This window comes from Streptomyces sp. Inha503, assembly GCF_047215865.1.
In the GTDB taxonomy this organism is placed as follows: Bacteria; Actinomycetota; Actinomycetes; order Streptomycetales; family Streptomycetaceae; genus Streptomyces; species Streptomyces lycopersici.
On the sequence record NZ_CP178360.1, the window covers coordinates 11,348,864 to 11,367,925 of the forward strand.

The 19,062-nt window shown below is 73.2% G+C and carries 1 protein-coding gene (running past one end of the window); it reads left to right on the plus strand.

Features of this window, described 5'->3' with window-relative positions; translation table 11 throughout:
• A protein-coding gene (locus ACJX2R_RS46995; RefSeq protein ID WP_413105133.1) for an SDR family NAD(P)-dependent oxidoreductase crosses the window boundary here: on the plus strand, positions 1 to 19,062 show its 5' portion. It continues 11,388 nt past the right edge of the window; 19,062 of the gene's 30,450 nt are visible here — the first part of the coding sequence; it begins with the start codon at positions 1 to 3; its stop codon lies beyond the right edge, outside the window.

Here is a 19,062-nt window from a genome sequence, read left to right on the forward strand (position 1 = left end):
GTGGTGGGCGTCGCCTGCCGGCTGCCCGGCGCGGACGGCCCGACGGAGTTCTGGGACCTTCTGCGGCACGGCGTGGAGGCGGTTGGAGCGGCCCCCGGCGATCGTCTTCCCACCGATCCGGCGGCGTCGGCACAGGGCGGCTTCCTCGCCCGGATCGACGAGTTCGACGCCGGCTTCTTCGGGGTCCCGCCCGCCGAGGCCCACGCCATGGATCCTCAGCAGCGCCTCGTCCTGGAGTTGGCCTGGGAGGCGCTTGAAGAGGCGGGCATCGTCCCGGCCTCACTGCACGGCACCACGACCGGCGTCTACCTCGGTGTGATGGGCGACGACTACGCCCGGCTGACCTTCGGCGACCCGGACGGCCCGAGCGCGTACAGCGCCACCGGCGTCTACCGCAGCATCATCGCCAACCGGGTCTCGCACTTCCTCGGTGTGCACGGCCCCAGCCTGACCATCGACGCCGGACAGTCCTCGTCGCTGGTCGCCGTCCACTTGGCCGTCGAGAGCCTACGGCGCGGCGAGTGTGACACGGCGCTGGTCGGCGGCGTCAGCCTCATCGCCGACCCCGACGGCGGCCGACTCACCGCCCGGTTGGGCGCGATGTCACCCGACGGCCGCTGTTACGCCTTCGACGAGCGGGCCAATGGATTCGTCCGGGGCGAGGGCGCCGGTCTGGTCGTCCTGAAACGGCTGAGCGCGGCGATCGCCGACGGCGACCGGGTGCTCTGCGTCATCCGGGGCAGCGCCATCAACAACGACGGCGACGCCGAGCGGCTGACCGACCCGAGCGCGGCGGCCCAAGAGGCGCTGCTGACCAGCGCTTACCAGCGGGCCGGGGTCACGGTCGGCGACGTCCAGTACGTGGAGGCGCACGGCACCGGCACCCGGGTCGGCGATCCGGTCGAGGCGGTCGCGCTCGGTGCCGCGCTGGCCCGGCAACGGCCGGCGGACGCCCCGCTGCGGATAGGCTCGGTGAAGACGAACATCGGCCACCTCGAGGGCGCGGCCGGCATTGCCGGACTGATCAAGACAGTGCTCTGCATCGCCCACCGGGAACTGGTGCCCAGCCTCAACTTCGAACGGCCGAACCCGGCGATCGCGTTCGACGAACTCGGTCTGGGAGTCCAGCGGGAAGCGTCGCCCTGGCCCCGTCCGCGGGACGAACTGATCGCGGGGGTCAGCTCATTCGGCATCGGCGGCACGAACTGCCACGTCGTGCTGGGCGAGTGGACCGCGCCGGCGCCCGCCGCGCCGGACCGTCCCGAGCTCGGTGTCCTTCCGCTGGTCGTCTCCGGAGCGACCGACGCGGCCCTGTCCGCCCAGGCCGCGCGCCTCGCCACGCACCTCGATCGGCCGGAGCCGCCCGCGGCGGACCTGCCGGAGCTGGCGCACGCCCTGGCCACCACGCGCACCGCGTTCGCGCACCGCGCCGTCGTGATCGCCCCCGACCGCGAGGGATTAGCCACCGGTCTGGCCGCCATCGCGGACAACCGCGCTCACCGAGGCGTCGTCCGTGGCACGGCCGGCGCCGCCGGCACCGCGTTCCTCTTCTCCGGGCAGGGCAGCCAGCACGTTGGGATGGGCCTCGAACTCGCCGCCGCGCACGAGGCGTACGCCCGCGCCCTGGCCGAGGTCGAGAGGGCCATGGATCCGCACCTCGACCACTCCCTGGCCGAGATCCTGCGGGACCCCGACCTGATCAACGAGACCGCCTACAGCCAGCCCGCCCTGTTCGCCGTCGAGGTCGCGCTGTTCCGCCTCTACGAGAGCTGGGGCATCGCCCCGGACCTGCTGGGCGGGCACTCCATCGGTGAGCTCGCGGCCGCGCACGTGGCCGGCATCCTGAGCCTGGACGACGCTTGCACACTGGTCGCCGAGCGCGGCAGGCTCATGCAGGACCTCCCGGACGGCGCCATGCTGTCGCTGCGCGGCGAGGAGCAGGAAGTACGCACGTTCCTCGAGTCGGCGGCGACGGACGTCTCGATCGCCGCGGTCAACGGCCCGGTCAGCACCACCGTTGCCGGAAACCGCGACGAGCTCACCGACCTGGCCGAGCGCTGGCGCGCCGACGGTGGCAAATGCCAGTGGCTGGAGGTGAACCGGGCCTTCCACTCTTCGCACACCGACCGGATTCTCGACGAGTTCCGTCAGGTCGCGGAGCGTCTCAGCTACGCCCGCCCGCGCATTCCGGTCGTGTCCAACGTAACCGGGCGCGTCGTCACCGGTGACGAGATGAGCTCGGCCGACTACTGGGTCCGGCACGTCCGGCAGACCGTACGGTTCCTCGACGGCATCCGGGCCCTCGACGAGGCCGGCGTCACCACGTTCGTCGAGCTCGGCCCGGACACGGCGCTGTCCGCCATGGGCCGGTCCTGTCTGCCCGGCCGTGACGCCGTGTTCGTCAGCGTGCTTCGGGCCCGGCAGCCGGAGACGCGGTCCGTGATCGCCGCCCTGGCCGAAATGCACGTCCGCGGCGTACCGATTGACTGGAACGCCGTGTTCGGCGCGCCCCCGGCCGCCCATGTGCCCCTGCCGACATACGCGTTCCAGCGCTCCCGCTACTGGCTCGGCTCGGCGGCCGCGCCGGAACCGGACGCGACTGGCTCCGCCCTCGACCGGCGGATGGCCGGACTGGCACCGAGCGAACGTACGCTGGTCATGCTCGACTTGGTGCGCGAGCACACCGCCGCCGTGCTCGGCCACGACGATCCGGGTGCGGTCGCCCCGACGCTCACCTTCCACGACCTGGGTTTCACCTCGTTCACCGGGGTCGATCTGGGTACCCGCCTGGCCCGAGCGGCCGGAGTCGAGCTGTCGCCGACCGCGGTCTTCGACTTCCCGACGCCGCAGGCGCTGGCCGAGCAACTGGTGCGGTTGGGGTCGGGTGCGAAAACGACTGCCGGTGAGGTGGCTCGGCCGCGGTCGGTGGGTGAGCCGATCGCGATCGTATCGACGGCGTGCCGGTTCCCGGGCGGAGTCTCCTCGCCGGAGGACTTGTGGCGGCTGGTGTCCGAGGGCGTGGACGCGGTCGGTGGTTTCCCGGCCGATCGCGGCTGGGATACGGAGTCGGCCGGGTATGCGCGGGTGGGTGGTTTCCTGTCCGGCGCGGCCGACTTCGACGCGGAGTTCTTCGGGGTGTCCCCGCGTGAGGCGGTGGCGATGGACCCGCAGCAGCGGCTGCTGCTCGAAGTGTCCTGGGAAGCGCTGGAACGCGCGGGCCTGGACCCGGCCGGGATGAAGGGCACGGACACCGGGGTCTTCGCGGGGCTGTACTCGCAGGATTACGGCTCGCGGCTGCCGGAGGGCGATGCGGGCGGCTTCCGGCTGACGGGCAACACGTCGAGCGTGGCGTCCGGCCGGGTGGCGTACACATTCGGTCTTGAGGGGCCGGCGGTCACCGTGGACACGGCGTGTTCGTCGTCCCTGGTGGCGATGCACCTGGCCGCGCAGGCGCTGCGCAACGGGGAGTGCTCGCTGGCGCTGGCCGGTGGTGTGACGGTGATGGCCACCCCGGGGATGTTCGCCGAGTTCGCGGTGCAGGGCGGGCTGGCGGCTGACGGGCGGGTCAAGGCGTTCTCAGCGGGGGCCGACGGCACCAACTGGGCCGAGGGTGTCGGGGTGGTGGTGCTGGAGCGGCTGTCCGAGGCGCGGCGGCTCGGGCATCCGGTACTGGCGGTCCTGCGGGGCAGCGCGGTGAACCAGGACGGCGCGAGCAACGGCCTGACCGCCCCGAACGGTCCTTCGCAGGAGCGGGTGATCCGGCGGGCGCTGGCCGATGCCCGGCTTTCCGCTTCGGACGTGGATGTGATCGAGGGGCACGGGACGGGGACCACGCTCGGGGATCCGATCGAGGCGCGGGCGCTGCTGGCGACGTACGGTCAGGGGCGGCCGGAGGACCGGCCGCTGTGGTTGGGATCGCTGAAGTCGAACCTCGGGCACACTCAGGCCGCGGCCGGTGTGGCCGGTGTCATCAAGATGGTCGAGGCGATGCGGCACGCGACGCTCCCGGCGACCCTGCACGCCGATGAGCCGTCGCCGCATGTGGACTGGACGGCCGGTGAGGTACGCCTGCTGACGGAGGCGCGGCGGTGGGAGTCGGAGGGCCGTCCGCGCCGGGCCGGAGTCTCCGCGTTCGGGATCAGCGGCACCAACGCTCATATGATCCTGGAGCAGGCGCCGGACGCGGTTCCCGCGCGATCCGCGCCCGCCCGTCCGGTGGTGACCGGTGGCGTGGTGCCGTGGGTGTTGTCGGCGCGGTCGGATGCGGGGTTGCGGGCGCTGGCGGGCCGGCTGGCGTCGGGTGTGCCGGCCGGGGCCGACATCGCGGATGTGGCGGGGGCGCTGGCGGGTTCGAGGGCTGGGCTGGAGTTCCGGGCGGTGGTGCTCGGGGCCGACCGTGCGGAACTGGACGAGGGCCTGACGCGGGTGGAGCCGGTCGGGGCGGCGGCCCGGGGTCCGGTGGCGTGGGTGTTCCCGGGTCAAGGGGCGCAGTGGACCGGCATGGGCCAGGAACTGGCGGATTCTTCCCCGGTGTTCGCGGACGTGCTGGACGAAGTGTGTGCGGTGGCGGATCCGTTGCTGGGCCGTTCGCTGCGGGAGGTGATGTTCTCCGGCGCCGAGGTGCATCAGACCGCATTCACCCAGGTGGCGATCTTCGCGTTCGAGGCCGGGTTGGCGGCGGTGGCGCGGGCGGCGGGCTTGGAGCCGGATTTCGTGGCCGGTCACTCGGTGGGTGAGGTGACGGCCGCCCATGTGGCGGGCGCGGTCACTCTCGAGGACGCGGTGCGGCTGCTGGTCGCGCGGGGCGCGTTGATGCAGGCACTGCCGCCCGGCGGGGTGATGGCGGCGGTGCGGGCCGGCGAGCATGAGGTGGACCTGTCCGGTCTGGAGGACCGGGTCGCCGTGGCGGCGGTGAACGGTTCGTCGGCGGTGGTGCTGTCCGGGGACGAGGAAGCGGTCGAGGTCGCCGTCGGGCGGCTGGAGGGCCGTAAGGTGCGCCGGCTCGAGGTCAGCCATGCGTTCCATTCCCCGTTGATGCGTCCGATCGCCGATGAGCTGGCGCAGGTGGTGGCCGGAATCCAGTTCGCGGAGCCGCGGGTCCCGCTGGTGTCGGCGGTCACCGGGGCCGTAGCGGACGCGGACGTGCTCCGTGATCCGGGGCACTGGGTGGAGCAGGCGCTGGGTACCGTCCGGTTCCACGACGCCGTCCGTTATCTGCACGGGCGTGGCACGGCCGGGTTCTTGGAGGTCGGCCCGGACCGGGTGTTGTCGGCCGTGGTCCACGACGGCGGCGACAGCGGGGTGTGGGCGGTCGGTCTGGCCGAACGGGGAAACGCCGGGGCTCGTCGTCTGTTGGCCGGTCTGGCCGAGGCATGGGCCCATGGCGCGGCGGTGGATTGGACCCGCCTGGTCCCGGTCGGCCGTCCGGTGGCGTTGCCGACGTATCCGTTCCAGCACCGCCGGTATTGGGCGGCGGGCCGGGCGGCGTCGGGGTCGGGCCATCCGGTGCTGGGTGAAGGCGTGCCGCTGGCGAGCGGTGCCGGGACGGTGTTCGCGGGGCGGCTGGCGGCCGATCCGCTGATCGACGGGTCGATGGCGGTGGCCGAGCTGGCGGTGTACGCGGCGGGGCAGGCCGGTTGGCCGGTGCTCGAGGAGCTTGAGTTCGAGCGGGTGCTGGCGCCGGAGGGTCCGGTGCAGGTGCAGGTGAGCATCGCGGGACAGCGGTTGGAGGTGTTCGCGCGTCCGTCCGCCGCGGGCGAGTGGGTGCGGTACGCCCGCGCGGTCGTCTCGGAACAGGTCCGGCCGGTGTCGGACCATGCCGGCGACGAGGTGGCCGTGGAGGTGCCCGATGCGGCCGGCTATGCGGTCCACCCGGCGCTGCTGGAGGCCGCGCTGAACCTGGGCCCGGATGAGGTGCCCGCGCGGTGGGAGGGCGTACGGCTGCATGCGGCCGGGGCGCGGGAGCTCCGGGTCCGCTCGGACGGGTCGGGTTTGCTGGCCGTGGACGGTGCCGGGCAGCCGGTTCTGGAGATCGCGCGGATGACCACGCGTTCGGCGCCGGGTGGTGGGCCGGGGCGTGGTGATCTGCTCGGCCTGCGCTGGGAGCCGGTGCCGGCGGACGGCCCCGGGACGGCGGAGTGGACGGTGATCCGGCCCGGCGAGAGCGTTCCGGCGTCGGATGGCGAGCCGGTGACGGTGGCCGCGGTGTGCGAGGGCGAGGATCCGCTGGGCTGGGTGCTCGGCGTTGTGCAGCAGTGGACAGGTGTGGCTCGGCCGGTCGGATCTCGCCTGGTGGTGGTGACTCGGCAGGCGGTGGCGGCCGGTCCGGGTGACACGGTGGAGGGTCTGGGCCAGGCACCGGTGTGGGGTCTGGTGCGGGCGGCCCGTGGTGAGCACCCCGGCCACGTCTTGGTGCTGGCTGACACCGATGCCGACGACCTGGCCCCGCTGGCCGCCCCGGTGGTCGGCGGTGACATGGAGGTGGCCGTTCGCCGCGGCGAGGTACGCGCGCCCCGGCTGCGCCCGCTGCCCGCCACCGCGCTGCCCGAATGGCCCACTCTGGACGGCACGGTTCTGGTCACCGGCGGCACCGGCACGCTGGGCGGTCTGGTCGCCCGGCATCTGGTGGCGCGGCACGGCGTCCGGGACCTGGTCCTGGCCAGCCGGTCCGGCGCGGGCGCGCCCGGTGTCGACGGGCTGGTGGCCGATCTGGAAGCGGCCGGGGCCCGGGTGCGGGTCGTGGCCTCGGACCTGGCCGACCCCGACGCGGCCGACGCGCTGGTCGCGGGCATCCCGGGCCTGGTCGGGGTGGTGCACGCGGCCGGGGTGCTGGCCCCGGAGACGGTGCAGGCGCTGACGGCGGAAGGGCTCGGACATGCGCTGCGGGCGAAGGCCGTTTCGGCGTGGCGGTTGCACGAGGCGACCCGCGGCCTGGACCTGCGGCTGTTCGTGCTGTTCTCCTCGCTGTCCGGACTGCTGAGCACGGCCGGCTTGGGGGCGTATGCCGGGGCCAACGTCTATCTGGACGCGCTGGCCGCGCGTCGGCGGGCGGAAGGGCTGCCGGCGGTGTCGATCGCCTGGAGCATGTGGGAGCGGACCAGCGCGCTGACCGAAGACCTGCCCGTGGAGTACGCGGACCGGCTGACCCGTGGCGGCGGCGTGGCACTGGAGACCGGGCATGCGCTGAGCTTGCTGGACGCCGCGGTGGTGACCCCGGAGCCGGTGGTGGCGGCCGGGCTGGACATCGCCGTGGTGCGGGCCGCGCTCGCCGCCGGGCTGCCGCTGTCTCCCGTCCTGCACGCCCTCGGCCGACCCCGGCGGCGCGCGGTCACGGTCGGCGCCGGCCCGATGGGTGAGCTGGCCGTCCGTCTGGCCGAGGCGCCCGAGGCCGAACACTCCCAGCTCGTACTCGATCTGGTCCGCCGGCACGCCGCCGCGGTGCTCGGCCACGACGATCCCGGTTCGATCACGCCTGCGCTGCCCTTCCACGATCAGGGCTTCACCTCGTTCACCGGTGTCGAATTCGGCAACCGCCTGGCGGGGGCGACCGGAGTGGCGCTGTCGCCGACCGCGGTCTTCGACTACCCGACGCCGCAGGTGCTGGCCGAGCACCTGATCGACCAGGCGACCGGCGTGGCCGCGCGGAAGCAGGAGGTGGAACTGGCGCGGTCGGTGGGTGAGCCGGTCGCGATCGTGTCGATGGCGTGTCGCTATCCCGGTGGGGTGGCGTCGCCGGAGGACTTGTGGCGGCTGGTGTCCGAGGGCGTGGACGCGGTCGGTGTCTTCCCGGCCGATCGCGGCTGGGATACGGAGTCGGCCGGGTATGCGCGGGTGGGTGGTTTCCTGTCCGGCGCGGCGGACTTCGACGCGGAGTTCTTCGGGATCTCGCCGCGTGAGGCGGTGGCGATGGATCCGCAGCAGCGACTGCTGCTCGAAGTGTCCTGGGAGGCCCTGGAACGGGCGGGCCTCGACCCGACCGGGCTGCGCGGTTCCGACACCGGGGTCTTCGCCGGACTGTCCGGCCAGGACTACAGCTCGCGGCTGTCCGACAGCGACGCGGGCGGCTTCCGGCTCACGGGGAACGCGTCGAGCGTCGTTTCCGGCCGGGTGGCGTACACGTTCGGTCTCGAGGGTCCGGCGGTGACGGTCGATACGGCGTGTTCGTCGTCGCTGGTGGCGATGCACCTGGCGGCTCAGGCGCTGCGGAACGGGGAGTGCTCGCTGGCGCTGGCCGGTGGCGTGACGGTGCTGGCGACGGAAGGGGTGTTCGCGGAGTTCGCGGCGCAGGGCGGCTTGGCATCCGACGGCCGCTGCAAGCCGTTCTCGGCCGCGGCCGACGGTACGGGCTGGGGCGAAGGCGTCGGCGTGTTGGTGCTGGAGCGTCTGTCGGAGGCGCGGCGGCTCGGGCATCCGGTGCTGGCCGTGCTACGCGGCAGTGCGGTGAACCAGGACGGGGCCAGCAACGGCCTGTCGGCTCCCAACGGCCCGTCGCAGGAGCGCGTCATTCGCCGGGCCCTGGCCGATGCCCGGCTGACCCCGGGCGATGTGGATGTGGTCGAGGGGCACGGGACGGGGACCACGCTCGGGGACCCGATCGAAGCGCGGGCGCTCCTGGCGACGTACGGGCAGGAGCGGCCGGAAGACCGTCCGTTGTGGCTGGGCTCGGTGAAGTCGAACATCGGCCACACCCAGGGCGCGGCCGGCGTGGCCGGTGTGATCAAGATGGTCGAGGCGATGCGGCACGGGACGCTCCCGGCGATGCTGCACGCCGATGAGCCGTCGCCGCATGTGGACTGGTCGGCGGGCGAGGTACGACTGCTGGCCGAGGCGCGGCCGTGGGAGCCGGCGGACCGTCCGCGGCGGGCAGGTGTGTCGTCGTTCGGGATCAGCGGCACCAACGCCCATGTGATTCTCGAAGAGGCCCCCGCCGCCTCGGTCGAGGTCCCGTCGGCGGAGCCGGTGGTGACCGGCGCGGTGGTGCCGTGGGTGTTGTCGGCGCGCTCGGGTGCGGGTCTGGCGGCGCTTGCGGGTCGGCTGGTGTCGGACGTCCCGGCGGGAACGCCGGTCGCGGATGTGGCGGGTGCGCTGGCGGGGGGCCGCGCCGGGCTGGAGTACCGGGCCGTAGCCCTGGGTGTTGACCGTGCGGAGCTGGACGAGGCGCTGACGCGGATCGAGCCGGGTGGACCGTCGGTGGCCGGTGGCGGCGTTGCTTTCGCGTTCCCGGGCCAGGGTTCGCAGTGGCTGGGGATGGGACGAGAGCTGCTCGCCTGTTCGCCGGTGTTCGCCGAGTTCGTGGCCGAGTGCGAGCAACTGGTGGACTTTCCGCTGCGGGACGCGCTGGTGTCGGGGGTGGGGCTGGACCGGGTGGAGGTGGTCCAGCCGGCGCTGTTCGTGATGATGGTCGGCCTGGCCAAGGTGTGGGAAGCGGCGGGAGTGGTCCCGTCGGCGGTGGTGGGCCATTCACAGGGTGAGCTCGCTGCCGCGTGTTTCGCGGGGGCTCTGTCATTGGAGGACGCCCTCGGTCTGGTGACCGCGCGGGGTCGGGCGTTGGCGGCGCTGGCGGGTACGGGCGGGATGTTGTCGGTTGCGGCGGCCCCCGAGGTGGTCGAGGGTCTGCTGGCGGACGGGTTGGGGATCGCGGCGGTCAACGCCGCGGCGCAGGTCGTGGTCTCCGGCGCGCCCGAGCCGTTGGACGCGTTGGCGGCGCGGTGTGAGGCGGCCGGGATCCGGGCCCGTCGGGTCGATGTGGATTACGCGAGCCATCACCCGCTGGTGGAGTCGGTGCGGGACGACTTGATGGCGGTGCGGGTATCGCCGCGTCCGGGTCGGGTGCCGTTCTATTCGGCGGTGACCGGCACGGTGATGGACACCGTGGAGCTGGACGCCGCGTATTGGTGGCGGAATCTGCGGGAGCGGGTGCGGTTCGCGCAGACCGTGGCGGCGGTGCCGGTGGCCGGGTTCGTGGAAGTGAGCCCGCATCCGGTGTTGGTGCCGGGTATTGAGGATCGTTGGGCGGTTGGGTCGCTGCGTCGCGATGATGGCGGGCAGCGGCGCCTGTTGGCTTCGCTGGGTGAGGCGTGGACTCATGGTGCGCCGGTGGACTGGGCCCGCCTGATTCCGGTCGCCCGGCAGGTGACGCTGCCGACGTATCCGTTCCAGCACCGCCGGTATTGGCCCTCGGGTGGCGGGACGGGCCGGGGCGACGCGGGTCACCCGCTGCTGGACAACGCGGTACGGCTGGCCGAGGACGCCGGCTGGGTTCTGTCGGGGCGGGTGTCGCCGGGGACGAGTCCATGGCTGGCTGATCACGCGGTCTCGGGAACGGTGCTGGTGCCCGGGGCGGCGCTGGCCGAACTGGTGCTGAACGCCGGGGACCGCGTCGGGCTGCCCGCGATCGAGGAGATCACGTTCGAGCAACCCCTGGTCCTGAATGACGGCCCGATTGACCTTCAGGTGTCGGTGGAGGGCGGTCGGGCGGCCGTGTTCTCCCGCACCGGGGAGCAGTGGACCCGGCACGCGACCGCGACTCTGGCCGATCCGGCCGGGACGGTGGAAGGCCTCGAAGGGCAGTGGCCCCCGGTTGGCGCGCAGCCGCTGCCGGTCGGCGACGCCTACGAGGCCATGGCGGGTCGCGGATACGAGTACGGGCCGGTGTTCCGGGGCCTGCGGGCCGCCTGGCGGCTCGGCGAGGACCTGTACGCCGAAGTGGAGCTCCCCGCCGGGGACGCTCAGAACGGGTTCGCGATCCATCCGGCTTTGCTGGACTCCGCCTTGCACGTGAGGGTCGTGGCCGCGGAGGACGGCCAGGGGGTGCTGCTGCCGTTCGCGTGGCGGGATGTGCGGTTGCACGCGACGGGGGCGTCTGCGCTGCGGGTGCGGTTGAGCCCGGTCGGCCCGGACGCGTTCGCCCTGCTGGCCGCCGACGGTCAGGGCCGGCCGGTGGTATCGGCCGCCGCGATGGTCTCCCGGCCCGCCGACACCAGCCGGCTCGCCGACCCCGGCGCGGGTGTGGGCTTGCTGTCACTCGAATGGGCACCGCTCAGCCTCGGCCCGGCACCGGAGCAGCCCTGGATCCACGTCGGCCCGGAGTTCGACCTGCCCGAGGCGACGGACGAGCCGTTGTTCGCCTTGGCCGAGCCGGCGGACTTGCCCGGCGGGCTGGGCCTGGTGCAGGCGTGGCTGGGGGCCGGGTACCCGGCGGGGTCGCGGCTGGTGGTCCGTACTCGCGACGCGGTCGCCGCGGCGGACGGTGACATGGTCGCCGGGCTGGAGTCGTCGGGGGTGTGGGGGCTGGTGCGGTCGGCGCGGTCCGAGCACCCGGACGCAGGTCTGGTACTGCTCGACGACGACGGGCGCCCCGAATCGGCCGAGATCACCGCCGCCGCGCTGGCCACCGGGGAGAAGGAGCTCGCGTTGCGGGCGGGGGCGGCGCTGGTGCCCCGCCTGCGCCCGGCATCGGCCGCACCCGAGCTGCCGACCGGTCCGGGGGCGTGGCGGCTGGAGTGGGCTGCCGGCGGTGACCTGGACCAGATGCGGGTGGTTCCGGCTCCGGACGCCGAGCGGCCGCTGGGTCCCCATGAGGTGCGTATCGCGGTCCGTGCGGCCGGGGTGAACTTCCGCGACCTGTTGTCGGCGCTGGGCATGCTGCCCAACGACACCCGGCCGCCGGGCAGCGAGGGCGCCGGGGTAGTGGTCGAGGTCGGCCCCGAGGTGCGCGGCCTGGTGCCCGGCATGCGTGTGATGGGGATGTTCCAGGGATTCGGCCCGCTGGCGGTGGCCGACGCGCGGCTGACGGTGCCGGTGCCGGACGGCTGGAGCGACGTCGAGGCGGCGGCGATACCGATCGTCTACCTGACGGCCTATCACGCGCTGTTCGACCTGGGCCGGGTGCGGGCCGGCGACCGGGTGCTGATCCACGCGGCCTCGGGCGGGGTCGGCATGGCGGCGGTCCGGCTGGCGCTGGCGGCCGGGGCCGAGGTGTTCGCGACGGCGAGCCCGGCCAAGCAGGCCACGGTGGCCGAGCTGGGCGTGACACACATCGCTTCCTCGCGTACGGCGGACTTCGCGGACGAGTTCGGCCAGGTCGACGTCGTGCTCAACTCGCTGACCGGTGAACTGCTGGACGCCTCGCTGGGGATGCTGGCCGACGGCGGCCGCTTCGTCGAGCTGGGCAAGACTGACATCCGTGATCCGCGGCAGGTCCCGTTCGACGTGGCGGATCTGGACCCGGACCGGCTCGCGGAGATGTGGCAGCGGGTCCTGAACCAGGTCGAGCCGCTGCCGGTCAGGGTGTTCCCGGCGGCTCAGGCCGGTGCGGCGCTGCGGTTCATGAGTCAGGCCCGGCACGTGGGCAAGATCGTGTTGCGGATGCCCGGAGTGGGCGACGGCACGGTGCTGATCACCGGTGGGACCGGAACGCTGGGCGGCCTGGTCGCCCGTCATCTGGTGGACCGGCACGGCGTTCGGGATCTGGTGCTGGTCAGCCGGTCGGGGCCGGCTGCGCCCGGTGCGGCCGAACTGACTGCTGAGCTGGAGCTGGCCGGGGCGCGGGTGCGGGTCGTGGCGGCGGACTTGTCCAACCGTGCCGCGGTCGACGCGCTGGTGGCGGGCATCGCGGAGCTGTCCGGGGTGGTGCACGCGGCCGGGGTGCTCGAGGACATGCCGGTGACCTCGGTGACCAGCGAGTCGCTGGCCCGGGTGGTGGCCGCCAAGGCCGAGGCGGCCTGGCATGTGCACGAGGCCACCGCCGGCCGGGACCTGCGGATGTTCGTACTGTTCTCGTCGCTGGCGGGGCTGCTCGGCAACCCCGGACAGGGCAACTACGCCGCGGCCAATTCCTGTCTGGATGCCCTCGCCGCGCACCGTACGGCCCTTGGGCTGCCGGCGGTGTCCATCGCCTGGGGTCTGTGGGAGCGGCGCAGCGCCATGACCGGTGCGCTGGCCGAGGTCGACCGGGCCCGGCTGGCGCGTGGCGGTGGTGTGGTGCTGGGTACGGAACAGGCCTTGGGCCTGCTCGACCGGGCGCTGAACATCGACCGGCCGGTGGTGGCGGCGGGCTTGGACGTGGCTGCGGTGCGAGGCGCCATCGCGGCCGGGACACCGGTACCGACGGTGCTGCTCGGCTTGGGCCGCCCGCCACGCCGCGCCATCGCGGCCGCCGCGGGCTCTACCAGCGCGCTGGGCCGTCGCCTGCTGGGCCTGGGCGAAGCCGAGCGGCTGCTTGTCCTGCTGGATCTGGTGCGTGAGCACGCGGCGGTGGTGCTGGGCCACGGTGATGCGAGCGGCGTGGATCCCGGGCGGGCGTTCCGGGATCTGGGCTTCGACTCGCTGACAGCGGTGGAGTTGCGTAACCGGCTGGCCGCGGCGGCCGGGCTGACACTGCCGACCACGCTGGTCTTCGACTACCCCACACCGCAAACGCTGGCCGATTACCTGCTGGAGCGGGTGACCGGTGCGGCCCCGGCCGCGGTGGAGGCCGTACCCGCGTCACGGTCGGTGGATGAGCCGGTCGCGATCGTGTCGATGGCGTGCCGTTACCCGGGTGGGGTGGCGTCGCCGGAGGACTTGTGGCGACTGGTGTCCGAGGGCGTTGACGCGGTCGGTGACTTCCCGGCGGACCGCGGCTGGGATTCTGAGTCCGCTGGTTACGCGCGGGTGGGCGGTTTCCTGTCCGGCGCTGCCGACTTCGACGCGGAGTTCTTCGGGATCTCGCCGCGTGAGGCCGTGGCCATGGACCCGCAGCAGCGACTGCTACTGGAGGTGTCCTGGGAAGCGCTGGAACGGGCCGGCTTCGACCCGACCGGGCTGCGCGGCTCCGACACCGGGGTCTTCGCCGGTCTGGCCTTCCAGGGCTACGAATCGCAGCTGTCCCACAGTGACGGCAGCGGCTTCCGGCTGACCGGAAACACGACGAGCGTGGCGTCCGGCCGGGTGGCGTACGCGTTCGGCCTGGAGGGCCCGGCGGTCACGATCGATACGGCGTGTTCGTCGTCGCTGGTGGCGATGCACCTGGCCGCGCAGGCGCTGCGGAACGGGGAGTGCTCGCTGGCGCTGGCCGGTGGTGTGACGGTGATGGCCACCCCGGGGACGTTCGCGGAGTTCGCGGTGCAGGGCGGGCTGGCGTCCGATGGCCGGTGTAAGGCGTTCTCGGCCGGAGCGGACGGCACCGGCTGGGGTGAGGGCGTCGGGGTGTTGGTGCTGGAGCGGCTGTCGGAGGCGCGGCGGCTCGGGCATCCGGTGCTGGCGGTGTTGCGGGGCAGTGCGGTGAACCAGGATGGAGCCAGCAATGGGTTGTCGGCTCCCAATGGTCCGTCGCAGGAGCGCGTCATTCGCCGGGCCCTGGCCGATGCCCGGCTTTCCGCTTCGGATGTCGACGTGGTCGAGGGGCACGGGACCGGGACGGCGCTCGGGGACCCGATCGAGGCGCAGGCGTTGCTGGCAACGTACGGTCAGGACCGGTCGCAGGAGCGGCCGTTGTGGCTGGGGTCGGTGAAGTCCAACATCGGCCACACTCAGGCGGCGGCCGGGGTGGCCGGTGTGATCAAGATGGTCGAGGCGATGCGGCACGAGACGCTGCCCCCGACTCTGCACGCCGATGAGGCAACGTCGCATGTGGACTGGTCAGCCGGGGATGTGCTGCTGCTCAACGAGACGCGGTCCTGGACGGCCGATGGACGGCCTCGCCGGGCCGGGGTGTCGTCGTTCGGGATCAGCGGCACCAACGCCCATGTGATCCTGGAGCAGGCTCCCGTTGAGCCGGTTGTTGCGGTTCCGTCGGTGGAGCCGGTGGTGGTGGCTGGTGGTGTGGTGCCGTGGGTGTTGTCGGCACGGTCGGATGCGGCGTTGCGGGCGCTGGCTGACCGGCTGGCGTCGGTGGTCCCGGCTGGGGTGGGGATCGCGGATGTTGCGGGGTCGCTGGCGCGGAGCCGGGCGGGGCTGGAGTTCCGTGCGGTGGTCCTGGGCGCTGACCGTGAGGAGCTTGAGCAGGGTCTGGCGGCGGTGGAGCCGACCGTGGCAGTGGCGCGGGGTCCGGTGGCGTGGGTGTTCCCGGGTCAGGGGTCGCAGTGGACTGGTATGGGCCGCGAGCTGGCGGAGTGTTCACCGGTGTTCGCTGGCGTGCTGGATGAGGTGTGCGCGGTGGCGGATCCGTTGCTGGGCCGTTCGCTGCGGGAGGTGATGTTCTCCGGCGCCGAGGTGCATCAGACCGGATTCACCCAGGTGGCGGTCTTCGCGTTCGAGGCCGCTTTGGCCGCGGTGGCGCGGGCGGCGGGTCTGGAGCCGGACTTTGTCGCCGGTCACTCGGTGGGTGAGGTGACGGCGGCGTATGTGGCGGGTGCGGTGTCGCTTGAGGATGCGGTGCGGTTGTTGGTGGCGCGGGGTGCGTTGATGCAGGCATTGCCGTCGGGCGGGGTGATGGCGGCGGTGCAGGCCGCCGTACAGGAAGTGGATTTGTCCGGTCTGGAGGACCGGGTCGCGGTGGCGGCGGTGAACAGTTCGTCGGCGGTGGTGCTCTCCGGTGACCGGGAAGCGGTCGAGGAGGCGGTGGGCCGTCTGGAGGGTCGGAAGGTGCGTTGGCTGGAGGTCAGCCATGCGTTCCATTCTCCGTCGATGCGTCCGATCGCCGATGAGCTGGCGCAGGTGATGGCGGGCATCCGGTTCGTGGAGCCGCGGGTGCCGCTGGTATCGGCGGTCACCGGCGGTGTGGTCGGCGCGGATGTTCTGGGTGACCCCGGGCATTGGGTCGAGCAGGCGGTGGGTACGGTCCGGTTCCACGATGCCGTGCGCTACTTGCACGGGCGTGGCACGGCCGGGTTCTTGGAGGTCGGCCCGGACCGGGTGTTGTCGGCCGTGGTTCACGACGGCGGCGGCAGCGGCAACGGGGTGTGGGCGGCCGGCCTGGCTGAACGTGAGAACGCTGGGGTTCGTCGTTTGCTGGTCGGTCTCGCTGAGGCGTGGACTCATGGCGCGGCGGTGGATTGGACCCGCCTGATCCCCGTCGGCCGTCCGGTGGTGCTGCCGACGTATCCGTTCCAGCACCGCCGCTATTGGGCGTCGGGCGGCGGCACCGGCCGGGGCACCGCGGGTCATCCGCTGTTGGACAGCGCGGTCCGGCTGGCCGAGGACTCAGGCTGGGTGTTGTCGGGGCGGGTGTCGGCGGGTACGAGCCCGTGGTTGGCCGATCACGCGGTGTCGGGGACGGTGCTGGTGCCCGGGGCGGCTCTGGCCGAGTTGGTGCTGCACGCTGGAGACCGGGCTGGGCTGCCGGGGATCGGGGAGATCACGTTCGAGCAGCCGATGGTGCTGGGCAACCACGGCCCGGTCGATTTCCAGGTGCGGGTCGACGGGGACAGGGCGAGCGTCTTCTCCCGTACGGGAGACCAGTGGGCCCGGCACGCCACTGCCACCCTGGCCGACCCGGTCGGGACGGTGGCCGGCCTGGACGGGCAGTGGCCTCCGGCCGGGGCGGAGCCGGTGCCGGACGTGGACACCTATGAGGCCATCTCGGCGCGGGGGTTTGACTATGGGCCCGCGTTCCGTGGCCTGCGGGCCGCGTGGCGGCTCGGTGAGGAGCTGTACGCCGAGGTGGAACTCCCCGCTGTCCTGGGGGAGGCGCAGGACGGGTTCGCGATTCACCCGGCGCTACTGGACGCGGTCCTGCACGCCCTCATCGCCGCCGGGAGCGGCGACGGGGTGCTGTTGCCGTTCGCGTGGCGGGATGTGCGGTTGCATGCGACGGGGGCGTCTGCGCTGCGGGTGCGGCTGAGCCCGGCCGGGCCGGACGCGTTCTCCCTGCTGGCCGCCGACGGCGAGGGCCAGCCGGTGGTGTCGGCCGCCGCGATGATTTCCCGGTCCGCCGATATCACCCGGCTGGCCGCCCCCAGCCAGGCCGCGGGCCCCGGCTTGCTGGCCCTGGAATGGGCACCGGTCAACCCCGGACCGGAAGCGGAGCGTATGCCGGTGCGGATGGGATCCGAACTGGACCTGCCCGAGGTGGCGGATGAGCCGCTGATCGCCTGGGCTGAACCGGCGGACGTACCCGCTGCTCTGGCCCTCGTACAGGGCTGGCTGGCGGCCGGCTACCAGGCCGGCTCACGCCTGGTGGTCCGCACCCGTGACGCGGTGTCGGCGGCGGACGGGGACACCGTGGCCGGGCTGGGGTCGGCGGGGATCTGGGGCCTGGTCCGGTCGGCGATGGCCGAGCATCCGGACGCGGGCCTGACGCTGCTCGACCTCGACGGCCGTCCCGAGTCCGAAGTGATCGCCGACGCGGCCACGGCCACCGGCGAAAGGGAAATCGCCCTGCGTGGCGGGGCGGCGCTGGCGCCGCGGCTGCGACCAGTACCGGTCAGCCAGCCGGACGCCGGGCCCGCCCTCGACGGCACGGTGCTGATCACTGGTGGGACCGGAACGCTGGGCGGCCTGGTCGCCCGGCACCTGGTGGACCGGCACGGCGTGCGGGACCTGGTATTGGTCAGCCGTTCCGGCCCGGACGCGCCCGGCGCCACCGAACTCGCCGCCGAACTGGAGGCGACCGGCGCACGAGTGCGGATCGCGGCCGCGGACCTGTCCGACCGCGCCGCGGTGGACGCGCTGATGGCCGATACCCCTGATCTGGCCGGGGTGGTGCACGCGGCGGGAGTCGTCGAGGACACGGCGGTGACGTCGTTGACCGGCGAGTCGCTGGGGCGGGTGGTGGCCGCCAAGGCGGACGCCGCCTGGCATCTGCACGAGGCGACGCGGGATCTGGACCTGCGGATGTTCGTGCTGTTCTCGTCCCTGTCGGGACTGCTGGGCGGCGCGGGGCAGGCCAACTACGCGGCGGCCAACACCTATCTGGACGCTCTCGCCGCGCACCGGACGGCCCAGGGGCTGCCCGCCGTCTCGATCGCCTGGGGCCTGTGGGAGCAGGCCAGCGCCATGACCGGCGCGCTGACCGCCACCGACCGGGCCCGGCTGGCCCGCGTCGGCGGTGTGGCTCTGCCGACCGAGCGGGCACTGGGCTTGCTGGACCGGGCGCTGAGCGCGGGCCGGCCGGTGGTCGCGGCGGGACTGGACGTGAGTGCGGCCCGCGACGCGACAGCGGACGGGACACCGCCGCCGTCGGTGCTGCGTGACTTGGTCAGTGTGCCCCGCCGGTTGGCCGCGGGCAGGCAAGGTACGAGCACCTTCGCCCGTCGCCTGCTGGGCCTGGGCGAGGCTGAGCGGTTGCTTGTCCTGCTGGATCTGGTGCGTGAGCACGCGGCGGTGGTGCTGGGCCACGGTGATGTGAGCGGCGTGGAGTCCGGGCGGGCGTTCCGGGATCTGGGCTTCGACTCGCTGACGGGGGTGGAGCTGCGTAACCGGTTGGCCGTGGCGGCCGGGTTCGCGTTGCCGGCCACGCTGGTCTTCGACTACCCGACGCCGCAGGTACTGGCCGAGTATCTGCTGGCCCAGGTGACCGGCGCGGCCCCGGCCGTCGCCGAGGTCGTTCCGGTGTCGCGGTCGGTCGATGAGCCGGTCGCGATCGTGTCGATGGCCTGCCGTTACCCCGGTGGGGTGGCCTCGCCGGAGGATCTGTGGCGGCTGGTCTCCGAGGGCGTTGACGCGGTCGGTGACTTCCCGGCCGATCGCGGCTGGGATACGGAGTCGGCCGGGTATGCGCGGGTGGGCGGTTTCCTGAGCGGGGCGGCCGACTTCGACGCCGAGTTCTTCGGAATCTCGCCACGTGAGGCGACGGCGATGGACCCGCAGCAACGACTCCTTCTCGAGGTGACCTGGGAAGCGCTGGAGCGCGCCGGCCTGGACCCGGCCGCGATGAGGGGCACGGACACCAGCGTCTTCGCGGGCCTGATCGGCCAGGACTACGGTTCCGCGCCGGGCGGTGAGGGCTACCGGCTGACGGGCAAGATGTCGTCCGTGGCGTCGGGGCGCGTGGCGTACGCGTTCGGCCTGGAGGGTCCGGCGGTCACGATCGATACGGCGTGTTCGTCGTCGTTGGTGGCGATGCACCTGGCCGCGCAGGCGCTGCGGAACGGGGAGTGCTCGCTGGCGCTGGCCGGGGGCGTGACGGTGATGGCGACGCCG